Consider the following 15,775-nt stretch of genomic DNA (forward strand, 5'->3'; position numbering starts at 1 on the left):
GGGGATGCTGAAGATACTCGGCGGCCTGTTTGCTGCGCGACAGCGCGGCGTCGAAGACGGGGCGGCCCCTCCTACAGCGTGATCTAATCGCACCACTCAGGTGCAAATGGATGAGTGCGATAAAACTCTCTCATTTTCAGCCGATCACGATTAAACCAGTCGTTGATCCAGTACTGATATTGCTGCTGGATGCTTAGCACCTGCCAAGGGGTGCTCAGGGACTCAACCACAGCATGCGCAGCCATCATGCCCGTCATCAGTGCCTTGAGTACGCCGTGCCCGGATGAAGGGTCCAGCACGAAAGCAGAATCCCCCGCGATAAAAAAACCGTCGCCACTGGCCTGCTGACAGAGCCGCCAAGTCACATCAGCACCGCGCACGGGGCCACTGGCACGCAACGGTTTGAAAACCGCTGGCGGGACAGCCTGATGGTTGCCCGCGTTGGTAAAACACAGGCGCGTCCAGTGGTAGAAATCGCTGCGAATCTTCGCCATCCAGTACCAGCCAAACGGATCAGCTTCTATCCCGCACACCTCAGCGCCTTCAGGCAAGTCGCCCGTTGCATAGCCATAGTGGGCGAGCAACCTGGGGGAATAAGTGCGCCAGGGCAAGCCCAGCTGGCGCGACAACCAGCCATTGCCTCCGCTGGCGTCAATGACCCATGCCGCCAGCAGGTCACCTTGTGCCGTGCTGACGCCGCAAACCTGCTGTCGGTCGTGCAGCACGCCCAGCACGCGACACGGCTGCACCACGTCAACGCCCAAACCGGCGGCACGGGCCAGGAGCAGGCTGTCGAGTGTCTCGCGAGGGATTTGATACCCCAGCGCCGGCCCGCTGGCGCTCTCACCAAACGCGCTGAACAAACGCTCGCCCGCCCATTTCACGACATGGCCCGGGTGACGCAAAAAGCCGCCTTGGTTGATTGCTTGCGCGATACCAAGTTGATCCAGCACGGCCTCAACCCCGGGGGGCAATGTTTCTCCTGGACGAGTGCGAGGAAAAGCCGCTTGTTCCAGCAACGTCACCCGCAACCCGCGCTGCGCACATAAAATGGCGGCAGCCGTACCGGCCGGGCCGGCGCCAACAATGACCACATCCCGATCAGCCACGCGGTGTTATCTGCCACGGTTGGTCGTTGCGCTTTATCAGCAAGGACTCATCGCCGATAAAAAGCTCAACCAGGTCGAGTATCTCCATGTGCCGCTTGGTGTAATCGGCCGGGGTCGAGATGGCGCCATACCGATAAATCCGAAAGAAAAAAATCTGCTCCTGCAGCACGGACCAAGCTTTTAAATCGGCTCTTGGCAACGCCCAGTCAACGCCATCGACCGGCGTGAAGGACAACACTGACCACAGGCCCTGTTCTGCACGGGTATTGGCATTTACTGCGGCATAGGCTGACTGCATGGCCAGAATACGCTGCTGATACTCAGCCTGGGAGGTCTGCCCTGTCAGGTGCAACGACAATTGCCCATCCAGTGCATTGCGGGTGTAATCGCTGTACGCATACGCCGTGCATTCGACCACTTGACGCCCATCCACGGTGATCAGGCGCGGCCCCGTCAGCCCATCCCAGGGCGTTTGCTCAAGCAACCCTATTTCGGCGTCCGTCAGAGGAATAATCGTCGGTTTGGACACATAGGGCTCAAAGGTCCTTGCGCTGTCCGGGGTTACTGCAGGCCAGTAGCCCCCTGCTGCCGAGCAGATCCGCACATCCTCTGTGAACGGGCTGCCCAGCAAATAAGCACACAAGTACTTAGTTACAAACCCTTGGCCATCACCGGCAATCTCCCAACCGGGGCTGAAGGTGCCCGCCGCCGTGTCCGCCAGACAGGACTGGCGCTTTGCACTCGCCGAATCGCCAACGGTTTGCCCTTGCTCCGAAGGTGCACCTGCGGTCAATACAGCCGTAATGCTTTTGTCTTCGAGGACAAAATGCCCGCCCATCAGGTCAGGATTACCCGCAACTCGTCGCTCAGAAAGCGCCTGCAATGTGACGTACCAAATCGGCTCGGGAAAGCCTTGCTCTTGCGCCCATTCGCCCAACTGAGCTTGCCCGCAGGCCGGGTAGAAATCGGGCGCGGCCAGAATCGAATAGGCCGCCACATTCAACCCGATAGCGGCATTCAAGGCAGGGCAATGGGCCTTGACCCAACCTTCGGCAGTGAAGTCGATAAAGTGCAGCGCGCGGTAGTTGCCCGCCTCGACAATCGCCTCGACGTCCGGATCGTTGTTTAAGTCGCGTACCGAACCGTCGCCCTGAAGTTGATAGCGTTTATTGATGATGTAACCAAAGTTGGCCTTGGGTGGAACATGGAAAGATACCGGCTGGCCCTTGTATTCAGCGCGCTCAACCAGCCGGGCTTTCGCAACGGGTACGCACAAACCCGGCCCGAACTGCTGGCTGTCCGCCCATTCTGCAAGCGCTTGAGTCAGCACAAACGGTGGCTGAGAAATGTCGGGCTCGAACCAGTCCGCCTCCTGACCTCTGCGCAGATGAAACTGGCGCAGCTTCTCATTGACGTGAAAAGCCTGCAGGTCTACTTGCAGATCAAAACCGGCAATGCACTGCGTGCCGTTGAACACTTTGTGCAAGGGCCGCCAAAAATCCAGTTGGTCGTCTCCCTCGACCCATCCTGGCCCCGTCTGCCCTTTTTCCCGTACGGCCACATAGACGCCGAAGCGCGCAGGGATAACCCGCATGGCCTGCGGCTGCGCCTCGACAAAAGGCGTGAAACCGCGCAATTGCGGGTCATACAGGGCGGGCGCAGTGCCGACGCGGGCAATGCCTGTGCGACAAAAGCACAGGTCGGCATGCTGGTGGTGAGGGGTATCGGCACGGGGACGATACTCGGTGGCAAACACCACTAGCCCCAGGGTTGCGTTGGCGCCCGCCTGCGCTTGCAGCGCTTCAAGCGAAGGCAGGGCAACGCCATAGACGTAGTTGAGCAGTGTCTCGAGTTCTGCCGCAGTGGCAAAGTCGGTAAGTGCATCACCATTGGCAGCCTGCAGCACATTGGGCGACGCCAAGGCGTGGTAGAGCAAACTGCGTGCAGGGTTGCCGGCTTCGATGGCCCGTGTGCCCTGCAACGAAAAGTCTTCAAAACCTTTAACCGAACGGTCAACCGCCAACACCTTGCTCAACTCTTCAGCCAGCGGGCGGGCCTGAATATCCAGACCGTGCAGCAACAACAGGTCATGCCAGCCCAAAGGCGCCAAGCGCTCGCACAGGCCTTGAACTTCATTAATCAGGGGCATAGTGAAGCACTCCGCAAAATGACCGAAAACTGAGTCTGTTTGACTCAAGAGATTCGGTCATTTGCGCGGGGCTGCCTACCTGTCAAAAATACCTAAACAGACCAACGGTAAAGGCTTAACATTTCGATCACCGCCCACAGCGGGACGAACCCTAGCGGCAGCCACACCGCCAGCCGTGCGCGGTACGGCAACAACATCAGCAACGCAAAGCCACTGAGCGAGATCAGACCAAACCAGCCAATGGGACCCATTGCCCAGCCCCAGGCCAGGCCGCAAAAGTAGAAGCTCAACGCCAGACTCAACCACCCTGCCCCGCGCAAAGCACGACGCAGCCCGGCTGACGGCGGTTTGTTCCAGACTTGCTTGTAATGGCGCTCAAGCCCTTGGCACAGGGCAAGCATGCCGATATAGGCAAAAGCCCAGGCCGCAATGTAATGTGCCAGCATCTCAGTTCACCTCCGCCAGCACAGTTGCCTTTTTACGCGGCACCCGCTCAACTTGCGGTTGCGAGACTTTCCAGCACGCCCACAACAACACGCCACCCAGAGCCATGGTGGTGAGTTCGACGCCCATGCGGCTGTGCAACGCCCACGAATGATCAACGGTCAGCAGGCTCACCAGTGGCAAGCTCAGGCACATCACCCCCGCCAGCCCCAGTTGCTCACGCCAGGCATGCATGCGCGGGCGCAGCAAGGCATGCACCAGGGTCAAGGCCCACACACCAAAGAACACCGTCAGCTCCGCATCCGGGCGCTCAGCCATGCCCACCGGTAGCAGGTGATTGCCCCACAGGTAAGCGATACAGGCCAGGCTCAAGCCCGCCATCACTGTGACGTTAACGGCCTCGATCACCCGGTAAAGCACTTGGGCTACCCGGCCTTCGCTGGCGTATTTACGGCGCCGTTTAACGGTGAACAGCACCAGCCCGGTGGCGATCATGGCGCTGCTGATTAACCCGCAAATGAAGTACACCCAGCGCATCGGGTAACCGCCGAACTGCGCAAAGTGCATACCGGAAATTACCCGGTGCGTGAGCACCGAAGCGCGCATCTCGGTCGGCCCGGACAGTTGCTCACCCGTGACCCCGTCAAACCGCATGCCGCCACCTTTAATCAGGGCAATGCGGTTGCCCAGAATCGGCCGGATCTGAATCTCGGCGTTGCTCATGCCAGGGTTGGTAATGCTCACCCCGCTCAGCGGCCCCATAACGTCGCGGGCTTTTGCCAGTAATGGCCCGATGGCCACCAGCGGTGCCGGTTCGGCCCGCGCCGGGCGTTTGGCCTCGACCACCGCAGGCGCAGGGTCCTGGGCCTTGAAAAACGCGTCGCGGCTGCCATCAAACAGCGCGTCCATGGCCGCTGGCATGTAGATCACCAGAAAAATCGCCAACCCGCTGTAGGTAATCATCAGGTGAAACGGCAGCAACAGCACGGCGCTGGCGTTGTGCGCGTCAAGCCACGAGCGCTGGCCTTTGGCCGGGCGAAAGGTGAAGAACTCCTTGAAGAATTTTTTGTGGATCACGATGCCGCTGATCAACGCCGCCAGCATGCCCATGGCCAACGCACCGACCACATAAATCCCGAGCATGCCGGGCATGAACAGGGTGAAGTGGAACAGGAAAAAGAAGCGCCCGCCCGCCGACTCGCGTACCGGCAAGACTTCACCGGTGTTGGGGTCCAGGGTCACCGATACGCCGTCGCGACGCCCGCCGGTCGAGGCGCGCAACTCGGGCGAACGATCATAGGGCAGGCTTACGCCCCATTGTTTGGCGTTGGGCTCATGCTCGCGCAAGTAGCTCAACCCGCGCTCCACGGCCTGTTCGTCCGTCAAGTGGTGGGCGGGCAGCTCCGGGTGCATCCAGTTGTCGATCTCTTGATCGAACACCGCCAGGCTGCCGGTCAGAAAAATCGCAAACAACAACCAGCCTACGATCAGTCCACCCCAGGTGTGCAGCCAGGCCAGAGATTGGGTGATGGTCTGTTTCATCCGAGTCGCTCCAGCAGTTGCGGCCAAAAACCGATCGCGGCCAATGGCAGCGCCAGCACGGCCCCCATCCAGGCCGACCACTGATGACGCGCCATAAAGGCCCACAAAATGGCGCAGGTATAGATAGCGAACGACAACAGGCTGGCGACCAGCATTGAGTCCACGTTGTCCATTGGCAACAGCCGCGCCAGCGCCGCCGTAAAAGCATAGGTAAACACATAGCCGCCCACCATGGCGGCCAGTGCGCGAGACAGAATCGGCAGCCATGCCGACGATGCAAGTTTCATCTGTTCAATCCTTCATCAGCCCCAGCCACGGTTTTGCCAGAGCCCAATGTGACAACGGCGCGACACCTGCAAAGGATGTCGCGCCTGTTATTGCCTGCACCCAAACAGCGGTCAGGCCAATGCTGTGATCAGAACGAAGTGGTCACCGACGCAAAGTAGGCACGGCCCGCTTCGTTGTAGGTCTGGGCGCCCGCCTCGTCAGCGTTGCCCTTGCGGTACAGCTGCTTGTCGAGCAGGTTGTTGATGCCCACCCGCACGCTCAGATTTTTGTTGAACTCATAGCCGCTGCTCAGCCCCACCAAGCCATACGGGTCAACCGACTGCTGCACCGATTTGTCCAGTGACTCGTTGGCGCGCATGTTGTACTTGGGCGCCTTCTGCTCGCCGTAGTACGTGCCGCTGACCTGGAACGAAAGCTGCTCGGTGGCGTACCAGTCCAGGGTGGTGTTGAGCGTGTACTTGGGAATGATACTCAATGGCTCGCCGGTTTTCTTGTCTTTGCTGTCGATCATGTAGGTCAGGTTGGTGTTCCAGTCCAGGTCCTTGCGCAGGTTGACGAACAGGTTGCCCTCAACCCCTTGCACGATGGCCTTGCCGCTGTTTTCCCACTGCAATACACGACGGCCGTTGGGCAGACGGAAAGCCGATTCGTTGCTGGCATTGATCTTGTTCTGGTAGTCGTTACGGAAGTACGTCGCGCTGGTGCGCCAGTTGCCTTTGTCAAACGCCAGACCGATCTCTTTGTTGATGCTGATTTCCGGTTTGAGGTCCGGGTTACCCACCAGGTAGCAACCTCCCAGGTTGACTTCTACCGAGCTGCAACCGTTACCACGGCTGTACAACAGGTAGTTTGGGTTGGACTGGTACAGGTTCGGGGTTTTGTAGGCCCGGGCAATACCGCCTTTAAGGCTCAGTTCATCAGTGATCTGGTGCGAAGCGTTGAGGCTCGGGCTCCAGTTGCCGCCAAACTTGTCGTGGTGGTCGTAGCGCAAGCCCGGCGTAACGATGGTTTTGGACCCGGCTTCGAGGTTGTCCTCAACGTAAAACGCGTAGCTGTTGGCGGTGGACTTGGTCTGGGTGCGGTCGGTGCCCGAAATACCCGCAGTACCGTCGGCGCCCGGGTCCCAGCTTTGTGGACGCAACGAGCCCGGATCATTCAGCGACTCGTACAGGTATTCGCCGCCCAAGGTCAGTACCTGATGGGTGTAGAAGTCCAGCGGCAAGTTGGCTTCAGCCTTGGCCCGAGTGTTGCGCAGGCGCGACTGGAAGCTACCGGCCGACTCAGACGGTGCACCTTCACCGTAGCCTGCCAAGCCTTCGTTCAAACGCGAGTTGCGGGTCAGGTCATGGCTGAGCATGGCCATGGTGGTGCCCCAGTCAAACGAGCCATTGTGGGTGGCCGAAAACATGCTGCGTTGCAGTACCGAGGTTTCTTTGCCGTACAGGCTGTTAACGAAATCCCCCCCGCTGTTGAGCATGGTATCGCCCGCGTAGATATTGCCCTGGCGGCTGTAGCTGGCCTCAAGGTCCAGGGATTGCTCCGGGGTGAACTGCCAGCTCAACAAGCCGTTGACGTCTTTGTTGCGCACGCCTTCTCGGCCTGCCACTACGCTGTCTGCGTAGGCCTGCTCGCTGGTATTGATGCGCGCGTCATCCGCGTCGGTTTTGCTCAGGCCGCCATACACGCGAAACACCAGGTCATCGGTGAGCGGGCCGCTGAGGTTGAAGTTGGTACGTTTGCTGATGCCTTCTGCGCTGTCATCCGGGGACAGGTAGTAGGCCGTCAAAGAACCGCCGAGCTTGTCGGTCGGGCGCTTGGTGATGATGTTGACCACCCCGCCCATCGCGCCTGAGCCGTAACGGGCAGCTGCCGGGCCGCGGAGGATTTCGATACGCTCCACTTCTTCGGCCGGTACCCAGTTGGTTTCGCCACGGGTATCACGGTCGCCGCTCCAGCCGTAACGTTGGGCGTTACGCGAAGAAGACGGCTTGCCGTCGATCAGGATCAAGGTGTTTTCAGGGCCCATGCCACGCAAGTCAATCTGGCGGTTGTTACCGCGTGCGCCACTGGAACTGTTGCCGGTGAGGTTAACCCCGGGCTCACGACGGATGATGTCGGAAAGATCATTGGCCGGCGGACGTTTTTTAATGTCTTCAGCAGTAATGATCGACACGCCCGGCGCCTGCTTCAATTCTTCAGCGGCGGTGCCCAACACACGGGTTTCTTCCAGTTGCAGCGCCTGCTTGCTGCCATCTACCGGCAGGTCGCTGGCCTCCACGGGCACTTCATCGCGTTCACGCTCCAGCGCATCGGCGAGCAAGGTCGGTGAAGCCAGTGCGGCCACAATAGCCAGTGAAAATTGACTGCGTTTGAATCGAGACGACATGTCCAGTTGATCCCTTAACAATGGAGTGTGCTCAGCAGGCCAAAGGCTGGAATGGCTGGGCACGATTCCCTCAAAGGATCTCGTCTTGCTTAGCTCACCCCGGCGCTGCCAGGGCGACAATAGTAACCATTCTCAATTGAGAGTAAAGCGCGAATGACAATTATCCTCATTGATAAGTTCCGCAAACCCTTTGTTTTAGAGCCTTGTCCTACGAAAAAATAATTTAAAACTGATTGCCAAACGGGCCGCATCCTGAGAAAAACCGCGCAATCTCAGCTCGCCTCGCGAAAGATCAAAAGATCGCGAGGCAAGCTCGCTCCTACACGTTTTAATTTCGAGTCCCGCACCATGAACAACGAACTTCAGATCACCGACCTCGCACTGGGCGAAGGCAAAGCTGCCGTCAAAGGCGCCCTGATCACCGCGCATTACACCGGCTGGCTCGCAGATGGCACGGTCTTCGACTCCTCCCATGAGCGCGGCAAGCCGTTCCAGTGCGTGATTGGCACAGGCCGCGTCATTAAGGGCTGGGACCAGGGCCTGATGGGGATGAAAGTGGGCGGCAAGCGCAAACTGCAAGTTCCCGCGCACTTGGCCTATGGTGAAAGAAGCATGGGCAAACACATCACACCGAACTCGGACCTCACGTTTGAGATCGAACTGCTGGAAGTGCTGACACGAGACGATTGATACGTCAGCACATCGTTCTATTTATTGGGGAGTTAAGCGTTAGTGAATCGATTTTTCATGCAGGTATTAACGCTTTCTTTACCCATTGTGATCGTCGGGTGCAGCAGCCATAGCACCCAGACGCTACCCGGTCGCACGCCCGAACAGGCGCGTGCGCGGTTGCTTCAACTGCTGCCCGCCAACGTTGCGGATCGCCAGGGCTGGGCCAACGACATTTACACCGCCTTCGCCGCGCAAAAGCTTGAGCCCAACGACGAAAACCTGTGCTCGGTGCTGGCCGTGACTGAGCAAGAGTCGACTTTTCAGGCAGACCCGCCGGTGCCCAACCTGGCAAAAATTGCCCGCAGCGAAATCAATCGGCGCGCGGGCAAACTGCACATCCCGGAGTTCGTGGTGCGCAGTGCGCTGAACATCACCTCGCCAACGGGCAAAACCTATAACCAGCGCCTTGATGCGGCACGCACCGAAGGCCAGTTGAGCGCCATCTTCGATGACTTTATCGGCATGGTGCCGCTGGGCAAAAACCTGTTTGGTAGCCTCAACCCAGTGCATACCGGCGGGCCAATGCAGGTCAGCATCGCCTTTGCCGAGAAACACGCCCAGGATTACCCCTACCCGATACCGGGCACGATTCGTCAGGAAGTCTTTACCCGTCGTGGCGGCATGTACTTTGGTACTGCCCATTTGCTCGGCTACCCGGCCGACTACACGCAGTCGCTGTATCGCTTTGCTGACTTCAATGCGGGCTGGTACGCCAGTCGCAATGCCGCCTTTCAGAATGCCGTGAGCCAGGTGTCAGGCATACAGCTGGCACTGGATGGCGACGTGACCATCCCCGACTCTTACGCCGTGGGCTCTACCGAACGCGCTGTTCGCGTGTTGGGCAAGCAACTGGGCTTGAACGATAACCAGATCCGCCAGCAGTTGCTCAAAGGTGACCACCTTGAATTTGAGCAGACCGAGGTCTATCGCAAAGTCTTTGCCCTGGCCGACCGCCAACAGGCCAAACCGCTGCCCCGCGCCGTGTTGCCGGGCATCACCCTGCAAAGCCCTAAAATCACCCGCAACCTCACCACCGCCTGGTTTGCCCAGCGTGTTGATGAACGCCGCCAGCGGTGTATGAACAAGGCCAAGTCGCTGCCCAACACATAAAGCAATGGATTACCCAGTTCACATGCGAATACATTCTTTGTAATTATCCAGATAGGGTGTAGCCTCCAAGGTATCAACGCTTTGGAGGCCACCATGCATTTAGTCGCCCACAACACCCGGCCCGATATCACCAGCGGTGATGCGGGCCGTGTCGCCCTGACGTTCTTCTTCAATTTGATGGAGCACTGGGGTTGCAGCAAAGATCAGCAATGCACCCTGCTCGGCGCTATCGGCAACACCACGTACTTCAAGTACAAAAAACTGCCGAATGTTCGCCTGCCCCACGACACCCTTGAGCGTATTTCGTACCTGATGGGCGTGCACAAAGCGCTGCGCATCCTGTTCAGCAATCAGCCCGAGCGGGCTTACGAGTGGGTCCACAAAGCCAACAACACCGCGCCATTCAACGGCCAAAGTGCGTTGAGCTACATGCTCGGCGGCCAAGTGGTCGACCTCGCAGATGTGCGCCGCTATCTGGACGGGGTGCGGGGCTGATGCCAGACACCCCGTTGTTAAGCGTGCTGCCCGAGTGGAACAACGCTTATCGCATTATCAACAGTGCATTCCCGCCCATTTCGGTGTTTGAGGACACCCTTGACCCGGCCGATCTGGACATCGCCTTTGCCCTCGAAAGCCTGACCAATGACCGCCTGCGCGACCAGGCCGGGGTCCTTAACCGCGTGCATCCACAAGACCGCCTGTGTGGAGAAGGCTCGACCCCGATCATGGCGGCTTTTACCCATATCGGCCGTGCCAGCCGCTTCACCGATGGCAGTTACGGGGTTTATTACTGCGCCAACAGCCTTGACGCCGCCATCGCCGAGACCCGCTTTCATCAGGAACAATTCTGGCGCGCCACCCAAGAGGCGAGCCTCGAGATCACCCTGCGCACCTACATCAACACCGTGCTTGAGCCAATGATCGATATACGCGCCGAACCCGCCTTGCACCACCCTTCCCTGTCCAGTTACGGCGCTTCGCAAGCCTTTGCCAAACAACACCGCGAGGCCTCGGCCTGGGGGCTGCTGTATAACAGCGTGCGCCTTGCCGGCCACGAATGCGTAGCAGCCTTTCGCCCGCCTGCGCTTTCGATTCCACGCCAAGGCCCGCATTTTCGCTATGTGTGGGATGACAAAACTCAGACCATCACCTGGGTGCTGCAAGTGAGCGAAGTCACGTTCTGATCACGTCGCTGTAAAACTTGGTAACAGGGGGTTTATTTAGCCCTCACAACTCGCCTATTGTCAGTGCATGGCCGAAGTGGATGAGCAGGACCGGCGCGGGCGCCATAGCCCCCTTTCTGCCTCACCCCTATAAGAAAGATAACGGAGCCACCATGTCTGAACGTTGCAACTCTTATTACACCGCTACCCTCACCCATGAAACCGATTACCCGACGCTGCAAGGCCAGCACCGGGTCGATGTGGTGATTATTGGCGGCGGTTTTACCGGCGTGGCGACCGCCGTCGAGCTGGCCGAAAAAGGCCTGAAAGTGGCCATTGTCGAGAGCAACAAAATCGGCTGGGGCGCCAGCGGGCGTAATGGCGGGCAAGTGACCGGCAGCCTCTCGGGCGATGAAGCGATGCGCAAGCAGATGCGCCGTCGCCTCGGCAGCCAGGTCGATGACTTTATCTGGCACCTGCGCTGGCGCGGGCACGAGATCATCCAGCAGCGGGTCGAAAAATACGGCATCCGCTGCGACCTCAAGCACGGGCACCTGCATGCAGCCTACAAACCCAGCCATATGGAAGGCTTGCGCAAGGACTACGACGAAGCGGTGCGCCGTGGCCTGGGCAGTGAAGTGTCGTTGCTCGACCGCAGCCAGGTGCGCGGCATTCTGCAAAGTGACCTGTATCACGGCGCGATCAAGAATATGCGCAACATGCACCTGCACCCGCTCAACCTCTGCATTGGCGAGGCCCGCGCAGCCGAAAGCCTTGGCGCGCTGATGTTCGAAAACAGCGAAGTGCTGGAAATCATCCACGGCGACACCCCCGGCGTGCGCACGGCCCACGGGCGCATTGACGCCAATCAGGTGCTGCTGGCCGGTGACGTGTACCACAAGCTGGAGCCGGGCAAGCTCAAAGGCAAGATCTTCCCGGCCATGGGCGGGATCGTCACCACCGAACCCCTGGGCGACCTGGCTCGCCAGTTGAATCCCCAAGACCTCGCGGTGTATGACTGCCGCTTCGTGCTCGACTACTACCGCATGACCGCCGATGGCCGCCTGCTGTTTGGCGGCGGTGCCAATTACAGCGGTAAAGACTCGCGCGATATCGCGGGGAAATTGCGCCCGTGCATCGAGCAGACCTTCCCGGCGCTCAAAGGGGTGAACATCGAGTACCAGTGGAGCTGCGCGATGGGCATTGTGATCAACCGCATCCCGCAACTGGGCAAACTCTCGGACAACGTCTGGTACTGCCAGGGCTACTCGGGGCACGGCATCGCCACCAGCCACATCATGGGCGAAATCATGGGCCGGGCGATCACCGGCCAACTGGAGCAGTTCGACACCTTTGCCGGTTGCCAGCACATCCGCGTGCCCATGGGCGACCTCCTCGGCAACCCGATGCTGGCGGCGGGCATGTGGTACTACCAGATGCTTGAGCGATTGCGCTGAATAACCCCACCCAACTGAACATAATCGCAACACGACCCAAGTGGGAGCGGGCTTGCTCGCGATGGCCTTCAGAGCGCCTCATTTGCCAGGCAAATACGCGTCATCATTAACGACCATCGCGAGCAAGCCCGCTCCCACAAAGGGCAGTGTAAACCGTGGTTACACGGTGTACTGCTTGAACAGTTCTTCTTTGATGATCAGCAACGCGTCTTCGTAGTTGCGCTCGCCCCGCGCTTCGCTGAGCAATACCGAACGCACGCTGCCTTCTCCCTCGCTCGGGGTGTGCTCGCAGGTGAGGTAAAACTCGGCCGTTTCGGGCTTGAATTCCAGGTAGTAAAACAGTTCGCGGCCTTCGCGGTGCCAGTAGCCTATTTCTCTGCGCATGGGGTTCCTTGGTCAATAAGCCGGGCAATACGCTCCAGCGCAACTTTCAAGCGTTGCGCACTCGAAGCCGCCGTCAGGCTGATGCGTACCGCGTTCAGGGTGCAGGATTTAACCGCAAACACCTCCGCCGACACCACCTCCACACCGACCTTTTGACAGGCGTGGGCAAAGCTGACTTCAGCGGGGGCCAGGGTTAGCCAGATATGCGGCGATGGCGTGTCTGTCTGGGACATCACCGCGCCCAGCAACTTTTTCGCCAGGCGCCAGCGCCGGGTCACTTCTTCGGTTTGCCAGGCCAAGCGCTGCACTGCCGTGCCGTCGCTGAGCCATTGATTGGCAATCGCCACGCACAGGGGCGAAATGCCCCAGTGCGCCGATTGCGCATGCGGGTCGATGCGCGCCAGCAACGTCGGGCTGGCGGCAATCCAGCCCAGGCGCACACCGGCAGCTACGGTCTTCGACAAACTGCTGACGAGTATCCCCAAATCCCCCAGGTAGTTGCACAACGGCGGGCTGTCGGTGAGCGCGCCATACACGTCATCTTCAATAATCCACACGCCATGGCGCCGGGCAATCCGGGCAATTGCCTGCTTGCGTTGGTCACCCATCACCGCTGATGTCGGGTTGTGCAGGGTCGGGGTCAGCACCGCCATGCGCGCCCCGGTGGCGCGGATGATGCGGTCAAAGTCTTCGGGCACGATGCCTTGCCCGTCCATGGCAATGCCATGCATCGGCAAACGCAACTGCGCGCAGGCGGCTTTGATCCCCGGCGCGGTCAGCGCTTCAACCAGCACCGGCTCACCCGCCTGGCACAACGACAGCAACACCGTGAACAAGCCTTGCTGCGCTCCGGTGCACAGCATGATGTTGTCCAGCGGCACAGGCAGGCCGCGTGCCTTGAGCCAGTTGGCACCCACAACCCGGGCCTGGAGCAGGTCGGCCGCGCTCAGGTAATGCTGCAAACGAATCGACTGATGGGTTTCGAGCAGCCATTGCAGGGCCTGCGGATCGCTTTGGCTGGCGTGGTCGATCGCCGGGATGTTGGTGCGCAGGTCAATCTGCCCGGCGTGTTCATCGACCTGTTGCAAGCGGAACAACGTCGCCTCCTGGCTGCCCGAGAGCACGTAGGTGCCGCGCCCGACTTCGCCCGACACCAGATGCCGCCGCGCCGCCTCGCGATAAGCTTGCATGGTAGTGCTGGGGTTCCAGCCCAATGCCCAGGCCAGCCGCCGTTGTGGCGGCAAACGCTCACCGGGTTTGAGTTCACCGCAGCTGATGGCGTGGGCAATCGCGTCTACCAGCGCCAGATAACGCGGTTGCGCTGAGTCGGTTATGAGGGGAATCCACATTTATTGTCGGCCATGCAATATAAGTCTCGGCCCATACAATGCGACGCCCCTAGAATCGAGTCAAATCCCCTGATGACGGTGTGCCATGTTTGACCTGACAGCCCTTCGACTCGCCGCGACCACTGTGTACCAAAGCATGTCCCCTACCCCGCAACTGGCCTGGCCCCTGTTGGCCGAGCAACTGGACTGCACGGTCTGGGTCAAGCATGAAAACCATACCCCGACTGGCGCCTTTAAAGAGCGCGGCGGCATGTTGTACGTGCAGGGCCTGCTGACCCGAGAGCCCGACACTCGCGGCCTGGTCACCGCCACCCGTGGCAATCACGGCCAGAGCCTGGCATTGGCCGCGCGCGCCCATGGGCTGGCAATCAGCATCGTGGTGCCCGAAGGTAATTCCCGAGAAAAGAACGCCGCCATGCGCGCACTGGGCGCCACAGTGATCGAGCACGGCAAAGACTTCGACGAAGCACGCAGCCATGCCGCTGCCCTGGCCGCCGAGCATGGCTTGCATCTGGTGCCGGCCTTTCACCCGGACCTGATTCGCGGGGTTGCCACCTATGCGCTGGAGTTGCTGGAGGCCGTGCCCGACCTGCACACCGTGTACGTGCCCATCGGCATGGGTTCGGGCATCTGCGGGCTGATCCAGGCCCGCGACCTGCTGGGGCTGCAGACCGAGATTGTCGGCGTGGTGTCCGAGCATGCCGATGCGTATGCGCAGAGTGTCGAGCAAGGCCAAGTGGTGTGCACTGACACCGCCCACACCTTCGCCGACGGCCTGGCCTGCCGCCAGCCACAACCTGATGCGCTGGCAATCATCGCCAAGGGCGCCGCAAGAGTGATCCGCGTATCAGACCGCGACATTGCCCACGCCATCCGCGTGTACCACGAAGCCACCCACAACACCGCTGAAGGCGCGGGTGCCGCCGCATTGGCCGGGCTGATCAAAGAACAGCCGCTACAGCAAGGCCGCCGCGTGGCCGTGATTTTGAGCGGGGCCAATATCGACCGTCAGTTGTACGCCGCACTCCTCGATGAAGACCTCGTGTAGGAGCTGCCGCAGGCTGCGATCTTTTGATCTGATCGCAGCCTTCGTTCCTCGGCAGCGACTACGGTTGCCCTATCTCCCCACCGCCCAAGGACGCAACCGCGTCTTTAAATAAAATTTCACCTCTGCGACAAATTGTCTTTATTTGTGACAAAAACAGGCTCAAAATAAAAACTGTACCGTACAGTACCATTCTAAAACCTACGCTCGCAGTGCATGTAAAGGCCTTGGCTGCCGGCTTCAGGGATACCGTAATGAAAAATGCTAAACAAGAGGCACCTGCCTCTAAAGGGAGACACCTGATACTGGGTGTCTTCGGGATTTTGCTTGGGCTAAGCGGCCTGTTTCTGGCAATCATGGGCGCTCAATTGGTCACACTGGGCGGCTCCTGGTACTACCTGCTGGCAGGTTTCGGCCTGCTGATAAGCGGCGTGCTGTATGTACGCACAAAGCCCGCCGCCACGCTGGTGATTGGCGTTGTGTTTGTCGCGACCGTCATTTGGGCACTGTGGGAAGTGGGCTTCACGTTCTGGCCGATGGTGCCGCGTCTGGCCCCGTTTCTGGTCATCGGCCTGCTGGCCGCGTTGCTGCACCCATGGCTCAGCCAGGGCCGTCAC

14 protein-coding genes and 1 pseudogene are annotated in these 15,775 nt (G+C 59.7%); 7 read left to right on the forward strand and 8 right to left on the reverse strand.

From position 1 onward, the window contains the following. Positions 1-83 precede the first annotated feature (83 nt). The 6 genes from GHO41_RS25320 to GHO41_RS25345 all read right to left on the reverse strand — a co-directional run bounded on the left by GHO41_RS25320 (position 84) and on the right by GHO41_RS25345 (position 7,918). On the reverse strand, positions 84-1,109 hold the full coding sequence (locus tag GHO41_RS25320; protein ID WP_153434975.1) for an FAD-dependent oxidoreductase: 1,026 nt from the start codon (positions 1,107-1,109) through the stop codon (positions 84-86). Beyond that, positions 1,102-3,258: a hypothetical protein gene (locus GHO41_RS25325; RefSeq protein ID WP_153434976.1), complete on the reverse strand. Its 2,157-nt coding sequence runs from the start codon at positions 3,256-3,258 to the stop codon at positions 1,102-1,104. The genes GHO41_RS25320 and GHO41_RS25325 overlap by 8 nt, the downstream gene beginning before the upstream one ends. A gap of 92 nt (positions 3,259-3,350) precedes the next feature. Then, positions 3,351-3,704, reverse strand: a complete 354-nt coding sequence (locus GHO41_RS25330) for a DUF3325 domain-containing protein (RefSeq protein ID WP_153434977.1) — start codon at positions 3,702-3,704, stop codon at positions 3,351-3,353. Position 3,705: 1 nt separating this feature from the next. Next, positions 3,706-5,244 carry a PepSY domain-containing protein gene (locus tag GHO41_RS25335; RefSeq protein WP_153434978.1) on the reverse strand — a complete coding sequence of 513 codons (1,539 nt, stop codon included), beginning with the start codon at positions 5,242-5,244 and terminating at the stop codon, positions 3,706-3,708. Beyond that, on the reverse strand, positions 5,241-5,531 hold the full coding sequence (locus GHO41_RS25340; RefSeq protein ID WP_048369950.1) for a hypothetical protein: 291 nt from the start codon (positions 5,529-5,531) through the stop codon (positions 5,241-5,243). The genes GHO41_RS25335 and GHO41_RS25340 overlap by 4 nt, the downstream gene beginning before the upstream one ends. 128 nt (positions 5,532-5,659) lie before the next feature. Continuing rightward, positions 5,660-7,918 (reverse strand): TonB-dependent siderophore receptor, encoded by a 2,259-nt coding sequence (locus tag GHO41_RS25345; RefSeq protein ID WP_153434979.1) that lies wholly within the window; start codon positions 7,916-7,918, stop codon positions 5,660-5,662. Between the two features lie 348 nt (positions 7,919-8,266). Here GHO41_RS25345 and GHO41_RS25350 point away from each other — a divergent pair, with 348 nt between their 5' ends. From GHO41_RS25350 to GHO41_RS25370, 5 genes are all read left to right on the forward strand, one after another. Further along, positions 8,267-8,608, forward strand: a complete 342-nt coding sequence (locus tag GHO41_RS25350) for an FKBP-type peptidyl-prolyl cis-trans isomerase (RefSeq protein WP_153434980.1) — start codon at positions 8,267-8,269, stop codon at positions 8,606-8,608. Between the two features lie 57 nt (positions 8,609-8,665). Continuing rightward, positions 8,666-9,760: a DUF1615 domain-containing protein gene (locus tag GHO41_RS25355; protein ID WP_153434985.1), complete on the forward strand. Its 1,095-nt coding sequence runs from the start codon at positions 8,666-8,668 to the stop codon at positions 9,758-9,760. Positions 9,761-9,853: 93 nt separating this feature from the next. Then, entirely contained in the window at positions 9,854-10,255 is a 402-nt protein-coding gene (locus tag GHO41_RS25360; protein WP_048369946.1) for an MbcA/ParS/Xre antitoxin family protein, read from the forward strand. Next, a complete protein-coding gene (locus GHO41_RS25365; protein WP_178126580.1) occupies positions 10,255-10,944 on the forward strand; it encodes an RES family NAD+ phosphorylase in 690 nt (229 codons plus the stop codon). Before GHO41_RS25360 ends, GHO41_RS25365 begins: the two co-directional genes overlap by 1 nt. Before the next feature lie 152 nt (positions 10,945-11,096). Next, positions 11,097-12,380 (forward strand): FAD-binding oxidoreductase, encoded by a 1,284-nt coding sequence (locus GHO41_RS25370; protein WP_153434981.1) that lies wholly within the window; start codon positions 11,097-11,099, stop codon positions 12,378-12,380. A 159-nt stretch (positions 12,381-12,539) separates the two neighbouring features. Here the strand turns inward: GHO41_RS25370 and GHO41_RS25375 are convergent, their stop codons facing one another. Beyond that, on the reverse strand, positions 12,540-12,764 hold the full coding sequence (locus tag GHO41_RS25375; RefSeq protein ID WP_153434982.1) for a hypothetical protein: 225 nt from the start codon (positions 12,762-12,764) through the stop codon (positions 12,540-12,542). After that, positions 12,749-14,113 (reverse strand): PLP-dependent aminotransferase family protein, encoded by a 1,365-nt coding sequence (locus GHO41_RS25380; RefSeq protein WP_153434983.1) that lies wholly within the window; start codon positions 14,111-14,113, stop codon positions 12,749-12,751. Before GHO41_RS25380 ends, GHO41_RS25375 begins: the two co-directional genes overlap by 16 nt. Before the next feature lie 85 nt (positions 14,114-14,198). On the opposite strand from GHO41_RS25380, the gene GHO41_RS25385 reads away from it, so the two are divergent. Together GHO41_RS25385 and GHO41_RS25390 are read left to right on the forward strand one after the other, a co-directional pair. Then, entirely contained in the window at positions 14,199-15,161 is a 963-nt protein-coding gene (locus GHO41_RS25385; protein ID WP_153434984.1) for a threonine dehydratase, read from the forward strand. 251 nt (positions 15,162-15,412) lie between these two features. Continuing rightward, a pseudogene (locus tag GHO41_RS25390) lies at positions 15,413-15,775 on the forward strand (membrane-bound PQQ-dependent dehydrogenase, glucose/quinate/shikimate family); the annotation flags it as partial.

Origin of the sequence: Pseudomonas sp. FSL R10-0399, from assembly GCF_009600165.1 — a bacterium.
Classification (GTDB): domain Bacteria; phylum Pseudomonadota; class Gammaproteobacteria; order Pseudomonadales; family Pseudomonadaceae; genus Aquipseudomonas; species Aquipseudomonas helleri.